Source organism: Pseudomonas sp. LBUM1644 (assembly GCF_059716195.1).
In genome coordinates this window covers 4448665-4464137 of sequence record NZ_CP166812.1, presented here as the reverse complement: position 1 = coordinate 4464137, position 15473 = coordinate 4448665, and the positions used below count along the sequence as shown (strand labels likewise).

14 protein-coding genes and 1 other RNA gene are annotated in these 15473 nt (G+C 61.4%); 8 read left to right on the top strand and 7 right to left on the bottom strand.

Annotation, left to right across the window (positions count from 1 at the left end; genetic code table 11):
- Positions 1-144: 144 nt before the first annotated feature.
- The 3 genes from ACA052_RS20315 to ffs all read left to right on the top strand — a co-directional run bounded on the left by ACA052_RS20315 (position 145) and on the right by ffs (position 1954).
- A complete protein-coding gene (locus ACA052_RS20315) occupies positions 145-798 on the top strand; it encodes a GntR family transcriptional regulator (RefSeq protein ID WP_497646496.1) in 654 nt (217 codons plus the stop codon).
- Positions 799-813: 15 nt separating this feature from the next.
- Positions 814-1665: an urea carboxylase-associated family protein gene (locus ACA052_RS20310; protein WP_497646495.1), complete on the top strand. Its 852-nt coding sequence runs from the start codon at positions 814-816 to the stop codon at positions 1663-1665.
- 192 nt (positions 1666-1857) lie between these two features.
- Positions 1858-1954: signal recognition particle sRNA small type (gene ffs / locus ACA052_RS20305), an RNA gene on the top strand.
- Positions 1955-2231: 277 nt separating this feature from the next.
- On the opposite strand, the gene ACA052_RS20300 is transcribed toward ffs, so the two are convergent.
- Positions 2232-2996 carry a substrate-binding periplasmic protein gene (locus ACA052_RS20300; RefSeq protein ID WP_497646494.1) on the bottom strand — a complete coding sequence of 255 codons (765 nt, stop codon included), beginning with the start codon at positions 2994-2996 and terminating at the stop codon, positions 2232-2234.
- Positions 2997-3140: 144 nt separating this feature from the next.
- On the opposite strand from ACA052_RS20300, the gene dnaX reads away from it, so the two are divergent.
- From dnaX to ACA052_RS20275, 5 genes are all read left to right on the top strand, one after another.
- Positions 3141-5216: a DNA polymerase III subunit gamma/tau gene (gene dnaX / locus ACA052_RS20295; RefSeq protein ID WP_497646493.1), complete on the top strand. Its 2076-nt coding sequence runs from the start codon at positions 3141-3143 to the stop codon at positions 5214-5216.
- Between the two features lie 65 nt (positions 5217-5281).
- On the top strand, positions 5282-5620 hold the full coding sequence (locus ACA052_RS20290) for a YbaB/EbfC family nucleoid-associated protein (RefSeq protein ID WP_007905413.1): 339 nt from the start codon (positions 5282-5284) through the stop codon (positions 5618-5620).
- Between the two features lie 274 nt (positions 5621-5894).
- Complete coding sequence (curA, locus tag ACA052_RS20285; protein ID WP_497646492.1) at positions 5895-6929, top strand: NADPH-dependent curcumin/dihydrocurcumin reductase; 1035 nt, start codon at positions 5895-5897, stop codon at positions 6927-6929.
- 65 nt (positions 6930-6994) lie between these two features.
- Positions 6995-7597, top strand: a complete 603-nt coding sequence (gene recR / locus ACA052_RS20280; RefSeq protein WP_497646491.1) for a recombination mediator RecR — start codon at positions 6995-6997, stop codon at positions 7595-7597.
- Positions 7598-7760: 163 nt separating this feature from the next.
- Entirely contained in the window at positions 7761-8909 is a 1149-nt protein-coding gene (locus ACA052_RS20275) for an acyl-CoA dehydrogenase family protein (protein ID WP_497646490.1), read from the top strand.
- A gap of 91 nt (positions 8910-9000) precedes the next feature.
- On the opposite strand, the gene ACA052_RS20270 is transcribed toward ACA052_RS20275, so the two are convergent.
- The 6 genes from ACA052_RS20270 to ACA052_RS20245 all read right to left on the bottom strand — a co-directional run bounded on the left by ACA052_RS20270 (position 9001) and on the right by ACA052_RS20245 (position 15442).
- Positions 9001-9549, bottom strand: a complete 549-nt coding sequence (locus ACA052_RS20270) for an adenine phosphoribosyltransferase (protein ID WP_497646489.1) — start codon at positions 9547-9549, stop codon at positions 9001-9003.
- A gap of 79 nt (positions 9550-9628) precedes the next feature.
- Positions 9629-10363 (bottom strand): fumarate/nitrate reduction transcriptional regulator Fnr, encoded by a 735-nt coding sequence (gene fnr, locus ACA052_RS20265; RefSeq protein ID WP_497440547.1) that lies wholly within the window; start codon positions 10361-10363, stop codon positions 9629-9631.
- An 86-nt stretch (positions 10364-10449) separates the two neighbouring features.
- Positions 10450-11832 (bottom strand): oxygen-independent coproporphyrinogen III oxidase, encoded by a 1383-nt coding sequence (gene hemN / locus ACA052_RS20260; protein ID WP_497650367.1) that lies wholly within the window; start codon positions 11830-11832, stop codon positions 10450-10452.
- Between the two features lie 242 nt (positions 11833-12074).
- Complete coding sequence (locus ACA052_RS20255; RefSeq protein WP_497646488.1) at positions 12075-12758, bottom strand: sulfite exporter TauE/SafE family protein; 684 nt, start codon at positions 12756-12758, stop codon at positions 12075-12077.
- Positions 12751-12969, bottom strand: a complete 219-nt coding sequence (gene ccoS / locus ACA052_RS20250) for a cbb3-type cytochrome oxidase assembly protein CcoS (protein WP_462026379.1) — start codon at positions 12967-12969, stop codon at positions 12751-12753. Before ccoS ends, ACA052_RS20255 begins: the two co-directional genes overlap by 8 nt.
- A gap of 22 nt (positions 12970-12991) precedes the next feature.
- Positions 12992-15442 (bottom strand): heavy metal translocating P-type ATPase, encoded by a 2451-nt coding sequence (locus ACA052_RS20245; RefSeq protein WP_497646487.1) that lies wholly within the window; start codon positions 15440-15442, stop codon positions 12992-12994.
- Positions 15443-15473: the final 31 nt, after the last annotated feature.

The following is a 15473-nucleotide window of genomic DNA, read 5'->3' as shown; positions in this document are numbered from 1 at the left end:
CAATGAAAATTGAATGGTGGCTGTACTTCTACTTCTAAAAAGCATGCAGATGCGTCGAACTTGATCGAAGGGCGCTGTAGCTGGTGGCACGAAAAGTGATTACTCGTTCAGTGACGATTGTTGAACAATCACGAGGCGATGAGCATGAGCAGCGGACTGTCCCTGGCCGACCACATCACATTGGAGTTGCGCGCCGACATTATTGGCGGTCGTTTGCTGCCCGGCATGGCGCTGGTGGAGAACGATCTGGTGTCGGCCTACAACGCCTCCCGCAACACGATTCGCGAAGCGTTGCATCGCCTGGGGCAGGAAGGCCTGACCCGTTATGTCCGCAACAAGGGCGTGATGGTGCGCCGACTCGGCGTCGACGATGTGCGGGATCTGTTTAACGTGCGTAGGACCCTGGAACTGCACGCCATCAGCGCCAGTCAGCCGCTGCGCGAGTATCAATCCGATCGGATGCTCGAGGCGCTGGAGGCCACCGAGCTTGCCCGGGAGCGTGAGGACTGGCGCGCCGTCGGTACGCACAGCCTGGCCTTTCATCAGCATATCGTCGGGTTACTGCGCAGTCCGTTGTTCAATGAATTCTTCACCAACGTCGTCGCGCAATTGCGCCTGGTGTTTTGCACCGCGCCCGATGAATCACGCTTTCAAGCGCCCTGGCTGGCGCGCGACCGACAGATACATGAGTTGCTGGCCGAAGGCGACAAGCGCGCGGCCGAAGATGCAATGAGCCTTTATCTCGACGATTCCGAACACCTTCTGGTGCAATTGCTTGCACCTTCGTCCCCTCACTGATCGAGGATTTGAGCCATGTACAAAGACTATCCGGCGGCCTATCAAGTCAGCAAAGGCTCAGCCTTGCAGGTGGATAAACCCTTTTATGAGCGAGTCCGCGACACGAAGGAGGGGCGCACGCTGATCGAGTCGTTCGAAGTGCCGATCCGCACCGGTCGTGCCTGGAAAGTGCCGGCAGGGCATGTGTTTCGTGTGACCACGCCAGTCGGGCCGCAAGTCGGTGACTTCAACGTCTGGAACGCCAATGATCCGCGTGAACGCCTGTGGGCGGCGCGGACCCGGCAGTTACAGGGCGCTCACGTCAGCACTCATGACCGGCTCTGGTCGAACCTGCCATTTTTGCGGCCGCTGGTGACCATCACCGATGACAGCCTGGCCGGTTATGGCATCGACGAACATGGTGGCCGCCTGCATGATTTGCTCGGCACCCGTTGCGATCCTTATGTGAACAAAATGCTCACTGGCGAGGATTTTCATCATCACTGCCACTCGAACCTGACTCGCGCGGTGTTGCCTCATGGGCTGACCGAGTTTGACGTGCATGACGTGCTCAACATTTTCCAGTGCACCGGCCTGAATCACGATGACATGTATTTCATGAAAGCCTGCCCGGCGCAGAAGGGCGACTATCTGGAGTTCTTTGCCGAGATCGATTTGCTGTGTGCGCTTTCAACCTGTCCCGGCGGCGATCTTTCGCTGGCCATGTGGGGGCCGGATGCGCAGGATCCGCTGAGCGTTTGTCGCCCGTTGGGCGTGGAGATCTATCGTTTGGACGATTCGTTGCTGGAGGGCTGGAGCCAGCCTGAGCGCGCAGCCTACAAAGGGCTGCACGGTTTGCACATTGCCAAGGCGGAGTGGGAAAAGTAGGCGCAAAAAGGATCGCGGCTTGTGGCGGCGCCTGCATGGAGCCTGGGGCTGCCCAAGGCTCGGCGCTTTTCAAGGCTGGCGCATGTCCTTGACGCTGCTCATATTTTTTAATCCGCCCGAACGGTTGTAACTTCGTCTCAGATAGGTACAATGGCGCGGCTCGCCGTCAGGTGAGCGTCGTTATGGTGACCCCATCGGTCCCCCCGCAACGATTACCCGTGAACCTGGTCAGATCCGGAAGGAAGCAGCCACAGCGGGAACATTGTGTGCCGGGGTGTGGCTGGTGGGGTTGCCTCCATAACGCCCCGCGAGTTTTCTCTCGTGGTATCTGATTACAAATACTTTATTTTTTTACACTGCCATGGACCTTGTCCAAGGGCGGTTTTTTGTCGTCCCCAATTTTAAACAGCGCCACAATCTGTAGCAGCTGGCGAAGCCTGCGTTCGGCTGCGCAGCAGTCGTAAAATCAGGCAATGCGGTGTTTCAGTAATACCTCGCGCTCAGGTTTCACGACTGCTGCGCAGCCGAACGCAGGCTTCGCCAGCTGCTACAAAATGTGCGGCGCCTCAGGGCTGGCTGATGCGTTCGCTGGAGGGTTCACCACCGATATACAGCCGGATAATGTCATCGATCTCCCCGGACATTTTCATCCGCAACAATGTGCGCAGAATCCGCTGCACGGGCACTTTCGGATCGTTGCGCACGAAGCAACCGACACTGTGCTCCTCCAACACCGCTACGGCTTTCAGTTGGCGGTCGGGCAGCAGGCGCTGATTGAACCAGTTCAACGTCCATTCATTGCTCACCGCATAGCGATAACGCCCTGCGATGAGTTTTTCCAGCACTTGTTCCTGATTGCGCGCGTCTTCGCGTTGCAGTCGATCGGCATCGAACAACGGTTGCAGCGTCGGATAGCTATAGCCAAGCACCGTGCCGATGCTTTGTCGCGACAAGTTAGCGGGGACTATCGAGGCTGCCGGCTCTTGCTGGCTAATCAACACATCGCGCTGAAACCACAGCGGAATACTCCAGATGTAGTCCCCGGATTGATTTGGCAGCCAGGATTGTGCGGCATAGCAGCGGATATCGACCTCGCCGTGTTCCATGGCGCTTTGCACGCGGGCCCGAGGCAGCACGTGAAATTCGGCCGGTACACCGACCTGAGTCGCGAGGCTGAGCATCACGTCATGCAGGATGCCCTGTGTCGGGTGCCCACGGTCCAGTTGCACCATCGGCATCGCCCAACTATCGGGTATAACGAAGCGCAACGGCGCGTCAGTCGCCGCGACGTTCAGGCTGATCAACAGCAACGCCCCCAAGGCCAACCGCATAAACGCTCCGGTACTGATAAAACCCGAGCCGATAAAAGCCCCCCAAACTGCATCTTAGCCAGATTAGACGAGCGCGCCGGATGCAATTTTGGCCTTGCTCCGCTAGCATTAGCCGCTTCTGTTCCTTCGTTGCGACGGTTTTCGATGAGTTATCAGGTTCTTGCACGTAAATGGCGTCCGCGCTCGTTCCGCGAAATGGTCGGCCAGACCCATGTGCTCAAGGCTCTGATCAACGCCTTGGACAGCCAGCGGCTGCACCACGCCTATCTGTTTACCGGCACCCGCGGGGTCGGCAAGACCACCATCGCGCGGATTATCGCCAAATGCCTGAACTGTGAAACAGGTATCACTTCGACGCCGTGCGGCGAGTGCTCGGTGTGCCGCGAAATCGACGAGGGCCGTTTCGTCGACTTGATCGAGATCGACGCCGCGAGCCGGACCAAGGTCGAGGACACCCGCGAACTGCTCGACAACGTGCAGTACGCGCCAAGCCGTGGGCGCTTCAAGGTTTACCTGATCGACGAAGTGCACATGCTCTCCAGCCATTCCTTCAATGCGCTGTTGAAAACCCTCGAAGAGCCGCCGCCCTACGTCAAGTTCATCCTGGCCACCACCGACCCGCAGAAACTTCCGGCGACGATTTTGTCGCGATGCCTGCAGTTCTCCCTGAAAAACATGACGCCTGAACGGGTGGTCGAGCATTTGACCCATGTGCTGGGTGTCGAGCAGGTGCCGTTCGAAGACGACGCACTGTGGTTGCTCGGTCGCGCCGCGGACGGTTCGATGCGGGACGCCATGAGCCTGACCGACCAGGCCATCGCCTTCGGTGAAGGCAAGGTCATGGCCGCCGACGTGCGGGCGATGCTCGGCACGCTCGATCACGGCCAGGTCTACGACGTTCTGCATGCGCTGATCGAAGGCGACGCCAAGGCGTTGCTCGAAGGGGTCCGCCATCTGGCTGAACAAGGCCCGGACTGGAACGGCGTGCTCTCGGAAATTCTCAACGTGCTGCACCGCGTCGCCATCGCCCAGGCCTTGCCTGAAGGTGTCGACAACGGCCAGGGCGATCGCGACCGGGTGCTGGCACTGGCCCAGGCGCTGCCGGCCGAAGATGTGCAGTTCTACTATCAAATGGGCCTGATTGGCCGCCGCGATTTGCCGCTGGCGCCAGACCCCCGTGGTGGCTTCGAAATGGTCCTGTTGCGAATGCTCGCATTCCGACCGGCCGACACCGCGGATGCGCCGAGGCAACCGCTAAAGCCAGTGGGGATCAGCCAGGCCACAGTTGATTCCGCACATTCAGTGGCTGCCGCGCCCAAAGTTGCGCCGGTAGTCGCTGCGGCAGTTGCACCTGCGCCGGTTGCTCCAGTTCCCGTTCCAGCCGCTGAGCCTGAGCCTGAGCCGGTTGCGCCCGTCGTCACGCCTGAGCCAGTGATCGAGCCTGTCGCGATCGAAGCCGTGGTCGACCTGCCATGGAATGACCCGGTCGAGCCTGAGCCCGTCCAGCAACCCGCCGTCGAGCCAGTGCTGGAAACCGCTAGCGAGCAGCCCGAGCTGGCGCCAATGCCGTTGCCAACGCCTGACAGCGTGGTGCCGGACGCGCCGGAGTGGGCCGCCGCGCCGATTCCGGAGCCCTCCGTGGCCGAAGTCGATGCCGCGACGCCGGGTGTGGACCTGGACGACGAGCCGCCGCTGGACGAAGACTACATCGAGCCGGACATGGATTCGGCCTACAGTTACCTGGATGAACTGGCCAGCGAACACGCCGCCGATCCGGTGCCCGAACCCGAGCCTGAACCGGCCGCGATGCCCGCCACCGGGCTGGCCCTGCAATGGCTGGAGCTGTTCCCGAAACTGCCGATCTCCGGCATGACCGGCAGCATTGCCGCCAACTGCACGCTGATCGCGGTCGATGGCGACAATTGGCTGATGCACCTGGACCCGGCGCACAGCGCCTTGTTCAATGCGACCCAGCAACGTCGTCTCAACGATGCGCTGAATCAGTTTCACGGGCGTACGCTGACCCTGAGCATGGAGCTGATCAAGCCCGAGCAGGAAACCCCGGCCCAGGCTGCGTCCCGGCGCCGTGCGAACCGTCAGCGCGAGGCCGAGGAATCGATCCATGGCGATCCGTTCATCCAGCAAATGATGCAGCAGTTCGGTGCGGTGGTCCGTAACGATACTATTGAACCTGTCGAAGCTCTGGTCAGTCAGGGCTAATAACTGAAGGCGTTGGGCCGAAAGGCCGGGCGCTGATTAATCCAAGTACGTTTGAGGTGATTCCCATGATGAAAGGTGGCATGGCCGGCCTGATGAAGCAGGCACAGCAGATGCAGGAAAAAATGGCCAAGATGCAGGAAGAACTGGCCAACGCCGAAGTCACCGGTAAAGCCGGCGGCGATATGGTCACCGTAGTGATGACCGGTCGTCACGACGTCAAGCGCGTGACCATCGACCCAAGCCTGGTCGAAGGCTTGAGCGAAGACGACAAAGAGATGCTGGAGGCCGTATTCGCCGCCGCCGTCAACGATGCCGTGCGCAAGATCGAAGCCAACAGCCAGGACAAAATGTCCGGCGTGACCGCTGGCATGCAATTGCCACCGGGCATGAAGCTGCCATTCTGATTCGCTAAAGCGCATCGGATGAGCTACAAAAAAATGCCAGGCATCGCGCCTGGCATTTTTGTTTTTGCCTGTTGGAATTATTGTGTCTGGGAGGCTGCCTTCGCGAGCAAGCCCGCTCCCACATTGGATCTCCAGTGTTCACAAAATCCCTGTGGGAGCGGGCTTGCTCGCGAAGGGGGCGACCCGGTCCTCCGTTAGAAACATCGAACGCCATACCACCGCCAAGGTCTGCTCCCTACTACCGCCAAATTCACCGATCAAAGGAGACGCTCACATGCCAGACGCATTGACCCTCAACCAACGTATCGTCCTGGCGTCCCGCCCTACAGGCGCGCCGACGCCGGAGAATTTCCGCCTGGAGCGCGAAGCGCTGCCAGAACTCACCGACGGGCAAGTGCTGCTCAAGACCCTCTACCTGTCGCTGGACCCGTACATGCGCGGTCGCATGAGTGACGCCCCGTCCTACGCGGCTCCTGTCGAAATCGGCGGCGTGATGACCGGGGGCGCGGTCAGCCGCGTGGAGCGTTCGCTGAATCCGAAGTTTCAGGAAGGGGATGTGGTAGTCGGTTCCACCGGTTGGCAGAGCCACAGCATCAGCGACGGCCGCAACATCATCCCGGTGCCGTCCGGGCTGCCAAGCCCGTCAATGGCGCTGGGTGTGCTCGGTATGCCGGGCATGACCGCTTACATGGGTTTGATGGACATCGGCCAGCCCAAGGCTGGCGAGACCCTGGTGGTCGCGGCGGCGTCCGGCGCGGTGGGCTCAGTGGTCGGTCAGGTGGCGAAGATCAAAGGCCTGCGCGTGGTCGGCGTGGCCGGCGGTGCGGAAAAGTGCCGTTATGTGATCGACGAGTTGGGTTTTGATGCCTGCATCGATCACAAGAGCCCGAACTTCGCTGCCGAGTTGGCGCAGGCCTGCCCGACAGGCATCGACATTTACTACGAGAACGTCGGCGGCAAAGTATTCGACGCGGTATTGCCGCTGCTCAATCCCAAGGCGCGAATTCCGCTGTGCGGCCTGATTGCGGGCTACAACGCCCATGAAGCCCCGACCGGCCCGGATCGCTTGCCGCAATTGCAACGCACGTTGCTGACCAAACGCGTGCGAATCCAGGGCTTTATCGTGTTCGACGACTATGGCGATCGCCAGCCGGAATTCGTCAGTGCAATGGCGCCGTGGGTGCGCGATGGCAAGGTGAAATTCCGCGAAGACGTGGTCGATGGCCTCGAACAGGCGCCTGAGGCGTTCATCGGTCTGCTGGAAGGACGCAACTTCGGCAAACTGGTGGTGCGGGTCGCGCAAGACTGAGTATTTGACGCTAAAGAGAGGCGCGGGTATAAACCGCGTCTCGTTGTTTAGTCGGACGTTTCCCCATGAGCTTCAGCCCTTTGATTCGCCAACTGATCGATGCCCTGCGTACGCTGCCGGGCGTGGGTCAGAAAACCGCCCAGCGCATGGCGCTGCAACTGCTCGAGCGTGATCGCAGCGGTGGTTCGCGTCTGGCGCTGGCGTTGAGCCAGGCCATGGAAGGGGTGGGCCATTGCCGCTTGTGCCGCACGCTGACGGAAGACGACCTGTGCCCGCAATGTGCGGATACGCGCCGCGATGACACCTTGTTGTGCGTGGTGGAAGGGCCGATGGACGTTTACGCGGTGGAGCAGACCGGTTTCCGTGGTCGCTACTTCGTGCTCAAGGGGCATCTGTCGCCGCTTGACGGTCTCGGACCGGAGGCGATTGGCATCCCACAATTGATGACGCGGATCGAAGAGGCCGGGACCTTCACCGAAGTCATCCTCGCGACCAACCCGACGGTGGAAGGTGAGGCGACGGCGCATTACATCGCGCAGCTGCTGAGCAATAAAGGCCTGATTGCATCGCGAATCGCACACGGCGTGCCGTTGGGTGGTGAGCTGGAGCTGGTCGACGGTGGAACGTTGGCGCATTCGTTTGCCGGGCGTAAGCCGATCGCCTTGTAACAAAATCAAAAGATCGCAGCCTTCGGCAGCTCCTACAGGGATCAGGTACGGCTCGCGTCCTGTAGGAGCTGCCGAAGGCTGCGATCTTTTGATCTTGAAATTCCCTGTTGAAACCCAAGCAAGCGCTCGGTTAACGTCACTGAACCTTCAGTGGAGTTCGCCGATGCCTGCCTTTCAGGAATACTTCGATCCCAGCCACCAATTGGTCCGCGACAGCGTCAGGCGTTTCGTCGAGCGCGAGATCCTTCCGGACATTGACCAGTGGGAAGAAGCCGAAGGCTTTCCCCGCGAACTCTATCTCAAGGCCGGCGCAGCGGGGATTCTGGGCATCGGTTATCCCGAAGCGCTGGGCGGCAGCCACGAAGGGGATGTGTTCGCCAAAATAGCCGCCAGCGAAGAGCTGATGCGTTGCGGCTCCGGTGGTTTGGTGGCGGGCCTCGGTTCGCTGGACATCGGCCTGCCGCCGATCCTCAAATGGGCCAGCCCTGAAGTTCGCGACCGCGTGGTGCCGCAGGTGTTGGCCGGTGAGAAGATCAGCGCCTTGGCCGTGACCGAGCCCAGCGGCGGTTCCGATGTGGCCAACCTGCAAACCCGCGCCGTGCGTGACGGTGATGTCTACCGGGTCAGTGGCAGCAAGACCTTTATCACCAGCGGTGTCCGTGCGGATTTCTACACCGTCGCGGTGCGCACCGGTCCGCCCGGTTTCGGCGGCATCAGCCTGTTGCTGATCGAGAAGGGCACCCCGGGTTTCACCGTCGGCCGTCAGTTGAAGAAAATGGGCTGGTGGGCGTCAGACACGGCCGAGTTGTTCTTCGATGATTGCCGGGTGCCTGTAGGAAACTTGATCGGGGCCGAGAACATGGGTTTCGCCTGCATCATGGGCAACTTCCAGAGCGAACGCCTGGCGTTGGCGCTGATGGCCAACATGACCGCGCAACTGGCCCTGGAAGAGAGCCTGAAATGGGCCCGCCAGCGTGAAGCCTTCGGCAAACCGATCGGCAAGTTCCAGGTGCTGAAGCACCGCCTCGCGGAAATGGCCACGGCACTGGAGGTTTCTCGGGAGTTCACCTACCGGCAGGCGGCGAAAATGGCGGCGGGGCAGAGCGTGATCAAGGAGATTTCCATGGCCAAGAACTTTGCGACTGACACCGCTGATCGCATCACCACCGATGCGGTGCAGATCCTCGGTGGTCTCGGTTATATGCGCGAGAGCCTGGTGGAGCGGCTGTACCGGGATAACCGGATTCTGTCGATCGGCGGCGGGACGCGGGAAGTGATGAACGAAATCATCAGCAAGCAGATGGGGCTTTAGATGCAAAAAGATCGCAGCCTTCGGCAGCTCCTACAGTGGGTTGGCGTACACACTGTAGGAGCTGCCGAAGGCTGCGATCTTTTGATTTTTGTTACTTATCGCTAAGAGCAAACTGCGTCAGACAAAACGTCGCAATCCCCATATCTTCCAGGCGCTGCGAACCACCCAACTCCGGCAGATCAATAATCGCCGCCGCTTCATGCACTCGTGCGCCCATGCGCCGGATCAGGTTCGCCGCCGCAATCAGCGTGCCGCCCGTGGCGATCAGGTCATCGAACATCACCACCGAATCGCCCTCACACAGGCTGTCGGCGTGGACTTCAAGGAACGCTTCGCCGTACTCGGTCGCATAGCCCTCGGCCAACACGTCGGCCGGCAGTTTGCCCTGCTTGCGAAACAGCACCAGCGGCTTGTTCAACTGATAGGCCAGCACCGAACCGATCAGGAAACCACGCGCATCCATCGCGCCGATGTGGGTGAAGTCGGCCTCGACATAACGCTGGGCAAAGCTGTCCATCACCAGGCGCAAGGCCCTGGGCGACTGGAACAGCGGGGTGATGTCGCGAAAGATCACCCCAGGCTTGGGAAAGTCGATCACGGGGCGGATCAGGGATTTGATGTCGAAGGCGTCGAAGGCCATAGTCGAAGAATCCTGGCAGGCTGCAAACGTCGCAGTATAACGGCGGCTGAACCGTTTCGCTCAGCCGCGTTCGTCGCCATCAGCCTTCGATGGAACCGCCAGCCAGGGCGCAGAGCTGGATCGGGTCGAGGATATGGATTTCCTTGCCTTCGGCGGCGATCAATTCGTTCTGCTGGAAGCGCGTGAACACCCGGGACACGGTTTCCACCGCAAGGCCCAGGTAGTTGCCGATTTCGTTGCGCGACATGCTCAGGCGAAACTGGTTGGCCGAGAAACCCCGCGCGCGGAAACGCGCCGACAGGTTGACCAGGAACGTGGCGATACGCTCGTCGGCGGTTTTTTTCGACAGCAGCAACATCATTTGCTGATCGTCACGGATTTCTCGGCTCATCACGCGCATTAACTGACGGCGCAGTTGCGGCAGTTGCAGGGCCAGTTCGTCGAGACGTTCGAAGGGGATTTCACACACCGAAGTGGTTTCCAGGGCTTGCGCCGACACCGGGTGTTTTTCGGTGTCCATGCCCGACAGGCCCACCAACTCGCTTGGCAGATGGAAACCGGTGAGCTGTTCTTCACCGCCATCGCTCAGGCTGAACGTCTTGAGGGCGCCGGAGCGAACTGCGTAAACGGAATCGAAGGTGTCGCCCTGGCGAAACAGGAACTCGCCTTTTTTCAGCGGACGGCCACGTTTAACGATTTCGTCCAGCGCTTCCATGTCTTCCAGATTCAGTGAAAGTGGCAAACAGAGGGGAGCCAGGCTGCAATCCTTGCAATGGGCCTGACTGTGAGCGCGCAGTTTTACTGGCTCGGACATTTCTTCAATCCTTGTGGGAAAACACACATAAGACGTAAGGGTAACTCACCAGAGGACATCCAGGCGCGACGATTTTGCCATTGGGTCTAGATCACCCGTGAAAACCGCTGGCGATTCTGCTCTCCAAGATACGCATCGAACACCATGCACACCGACCGCACCAGCAAACGGCCGGCGGGGAGCACATTGATTGTTTCGTTATCCAGTTCGATCAGTCCGTCGTCGGCCATCGCCCGCAATTGTGGCCACAACTCGCCAAAGTAACCGCGAAAATCAATGTTGAAGGTGTGTTCGATGTTCGCGAATTCCAGGCTGAAATTGCAGATCAGTTGTTGAATCACGGCGCGCCGCAGACGGTCGTCGGCATTGCACAACAGGCCCCGGCTGGTGGCCAGTTGGGACGAGGCCAGGCTGTTTTGGTACTGGTTCAAATCGCTGTTGTTCTGGCAATACAGGTCGCCAATCTGACTGATGGCGGACACGCCCAGGCCAATCAGGTCGCAATGACCGTGGGTGGTGTAGCCCTGGAAGTTGCGTTGCAGGGTCGACTCTTCCTGGGCAATCGCCAGTTCATCATCGGGCAGTGCGAAGTGATCCATGCCGATGTAGCGGTAGCCGGCAGCGGTCAGTTGTTCGATGGTGCGCTGGAGCATTTCCAGTTTCTGCGCCGGCGTCGGCAGTTCGTTGGCGTTGATTCGCCGTTGCGGCATGAAGCGTTCCGGCAGGTGCGCGTAGTTGAACACCGAGAGGCGGTCCGGTTGCAGGTTGATGACCTCATCGACGGTGCGGGCGAAGTTTTCGGGCGTCTGTCTCGGCAAGCCGTAGATCAGGTCAATGTTGATCGAGCGGAATTGCAGGGTCCTGGCGGCGTCGATCACCGCGCGGGTTTCTTCCAGGCTTTGCAGGCGATTGACTGCCCGTTGCACCACCGGGTCGAGGTCTTGCAGGCCGATGCTGACCCGGTTGAAACCCAGTTCACGGAGCAGGCCCATGGTCGACCAGTCCGCTTCTCGAGGATCGATTTCGATGCCGTAGTCGCCAGAATCGTCGTCCAGCAAATTGAAGTGTTTACGCAGTTGGGCCATCAGCTGGCGCAGTTCATCGTGGCTGAGAAAGGTCGGCGTGCCGCCACCGAAATGCAGCTGTTCGACCTTTTGCGCCGGGTCGAGGTGGCAGGCGATCAGCTGGATTTCCTGCTCAAGGCGCTGCAAGTAGGGCAGGGCGCGGCCACGGTCTTTGGTGATGACTTTGTTGCAGGCGCAGTAGTAGCAAATGTTCGCGCAGAACGGCACGTGCACGTACAGCGACAATGGGCGCAGCGCTTTGCGACTTTCGCGCAAGGCGTGAAACAGATCGAACGTGCCGACATGCCCGTCGAATTGCACGGCGGTCGGGTATGAGGTGTAGCGCGGGCCCGCCAGGTCATAACGGCGGATCAGATCGGTGTCCCAACGAATGGCGTCGAGCATCATGCGGGCATTCCCCGGATAGGCTGGCAGTGTCAGCGAGTCTAGGGGCGGCGGCGGTGAGGCATGTTGATTTGCATCAACGGCGAGCGCGGATCTGTAGCAGCTGCCGAAGGCTGCGTCCGGCGGCGAAGCCGTCGTAAACCATCCACCTGGGAATTTCAGAAAGATTGCGTACACCTTATTGCGAGGACTGCGTCCTCGAACGCAGCCTTCGGCAGCTGCTACAGGGGCGCCTTGCGGATCTAATGCCCCATCAACCAATGCTGATGCGGCCCGGGCAATGTCCAGATCCCAAACAGCATCACCAACAACCCACCAGCCATACGCACGCTGCGTTTGCGCAACAACGCCGTCACCCGCTCAGCCGCCAGCCCCGTGGCGAGCAACACCGGCCAGGTCCCGAGCCCGAACGCCAGCATCAACAACGCACTGTCCAGTGCATTGCCCTGGCTCGCCGACCACAGCAGCGTGCTGTAGACCAATCCACACGGCAGCCAGCCCCAGAGCGCGCCCAACAGTAATGCGCGAGGCAGGCTCGACACGGGCAGCAGTTTGTTGGCAACCGGCTGGATATGCCGCCACAGGCCGCGACCGAGGCTTTCGATGCGGGTCAGGCCGCTCCACCAGCCGGCCAGGTACAGGCCCATGGCAATCAACAGCATCCCGGCGATGACCCGCATAAACATCGCCGCCGGGCTGTTGGCCACCGCCCAACCGGCCAGCCCGATCAGCAGTCCGGCCGTTGCATAGCTGAGGATTCGCCCGAGGTTGTAGGCCAGCAGCAGTCGAAAGCGTCGGCTGCGCTGCTCCTTGGGAATCGCCAGGGTCAATGCGCCCATCAAGCCGCCGCACATTCCCAGGCAATGCCCGCCACCGAGCAGGCCAAGGATCACCGCAGACACCAGCAGCGGCGCCAACTCAAGCATGAGGTGGCGCCTTGTCGTCCGGTTTGGCCGGATGGCCACTGGCTTCGTCGACCGCTGCCTTGTGATTCGGGTCCTGGTCGTCGAACAGAATGCTGTGGGCCGGGCCATCGAGGTCGTCGTACTGACCGCTGTCGACTGCCCAGAAAAAGATATAAACAGCGATGGCCACGATCAGCAGCGCGGCCGGGATCATCACGTAGAGAGCTGGCATCTGGACTCCATGCCCGCGCGGCTCAGGCCGGCAGCGGACGGGTTTCGGGGGCGGTGCTGGCGGCCGGCGCGCTCGGCAGGCGAGTCAGGCGCAGGGCGTTCAACACCACGGTCAACGAACTGATGGACATGCCCACCGCGGCCCACACGGGAGTGATCCAGCCGAGGGCGGCGAACGGCAACATGAGGCCATTGTACAGCCCGGCCCACAGCAGGTTCTCGATGATTACCCGACGGGTGCGCCGAGCCACGCTGAAGGCCTGCACCAGCGCGTCGAGACGGTTCGAAAGCAGGACCGCATCGGCACTGGTTTTCGCCAGGTCGGTGGCCGAGCCCATGGCCACGCTGATGTCGGCAGCCGCCAGCACGGGCACGTCGTTGACCCCGTCACCGAGCATCAACACCTTGCGACCTTCCTTGTGCAACTGTTGCAGGACCTGCAATTTATCGTCCGGACACAAACCACCATGGGCCTCGTCGATGCCCAGTTCCGCGGCGACACTGGCGACCATGGGCGAGCTGTCGCCCGACAGCAGCAGCGTGCGCCAGCCGCGAGCCTTGCACGCCTGCAATAGCGCCGGCGCATCGGCGCGCAATCGGTCATCGAGGACAAACCATGCCAGCGGTCCCTGGCTATCGCCGAGCAGCAGCCATTGCCCGGCTTCATCGGGCATTCGCGGTACGACGGCGCCGCTGAGTTCGCAGACAAAACCCGGTTGGCCGATGCGCAGCCGTTGTTCGCCGACCCGCCCTTCGAGGCCCAGGCCCGGCGTGCTGTGGACTTCTTCAGCGGCCAGCGGCGCTCGCCCAAAGGCGCGGGCGATCGGGTGTTCGGAACGGTTTTCCAGGGCGGCGGCGAGGCTCAGGCATTGATCGCTGTCGAGGGCGCCGAGCGGGCGGATCGAGCGCAGCGCCAGGCGACCTTCGGTGAGCGTGCCGGTCTTGTCGAAAATCACCGTGTCGATCTGGTTCAGGCCTTCCAGCACATGGCCGCGCGTCAACAACAAGCCCAGCTTATGCAGCGTGCCGGTCGCGGCGGTGAGGGCGGTCGGCGTGGCAAGGGACAAGGCGCACGGGCACGTCGCAACCAGCATCGCCAGCACAATCCAGAACGCTCGCGATGAGTCCAGTTCCCACCAGACCAGGCCGATGACGGCCGCGGCGATCAACGACAGCAGCAGAAACCATTGCGCCGCGCGGTCGGCGATTTCCGCCAGTCGCGGCTTCTCGGCTTGCGCGCGGTCCAGCAGGCGGACGATGGCGGACAGTCGCGTGTCCTGACCGAGCGCGAGCACTTCAACCGTCAGCGCGCCTTCGACGTTCAGCGTGCCGGCCGTCACCGCGTCGCCCCGGGTTCGAGGTTGCGGCAGGTATTCGCCGGTCAGCAAGGACTCGTCGACACTTGATTGACCGTCGAGGATCTTGCCGTCAGCCGGGAGGACCGCACCGGGATGCACCAGCACTTGATCGCCGACGCGAAGTTCGCTGAGCAGGATTCGCTCGCTCTGGCCATCGGCACTCAGGCGCAAGCACGAGGCGGGCAACAGGTTTACCAACTGTGCGGTGGCGGCAGCGGTGCGTTCCCGGGCCCGGCGTTCCAGGTAGCGCCCGGCCAGCAGGAACAGCGCAAACATGCCGACGGCATCGAAATACAGTTCACCGATGCCGGTGATCGAGGTCCAGATCCCGGCGAGGTAGGCGCTGCCGATCGCCAGCGATACCGACACGTCCATGGTCAGGTGGCGGGTGCGCAAATCGCGCATGGCGCCCTTGAAGAACGGCGCGCAGCTGTAGAACACAATCGGGGTGGTGAGAAACAGCGCCACCCAGCGCAGGATGGTGTGCAGCTCGGGGCTGAGGTCGATGTTGAATTCCGGCCAGGTGGCCATCGTTGCCATCATCGCCTGGAACCACAGCAGCCCGGCCACGCCGAGTTGACGCAAGGCCAGGCGGTTTTCGCTGGCCAGTTGTTCGCTGGCGCGGTCGGCTTGATACGGGTGGGCGGCGTAGCCGATATGGCGCAGTTCGCTCAGGACCTGGCTTAGCGGCAATTGGGCATCGGCCCAACGCACGTGCAGGCGGTGGTTGGACAGGTTCAGGCGCGCTTCGGCCACGGCGGGCAGGGTGCGCAGGTGCTTCTCGATCAGCCAGCCACAAGCGGCGCAACTGATGCCTTCCATCAGCAGCGTGGTTTCGGCGAGATCGCCGTCGTGGCGCACGAACGGAGCTTGCACGTCGGCCCGGTCGTAGAGCGCCAGTTCGTCCACCAACTGCACGGGCAGCGCTTGCGGGTTGGCCGATGACTCGCTGCGGTGCTGGTAATAGCTTTCCAGTCCACCGGCCACGATGGCCTCCGCCACAGCCTGGCAACCCGGGCAGCAGAATTCGCGGGTTTCCCCGAGAACGGCCGCGGTGAAACGGCTGCCGGCCGGGACGGGCAGGGCGCAGTGGTAGCAGGGAAGTTGCGTGGTCATGAGGTGGAGTCTATATCGTCCGGGAGGGCCC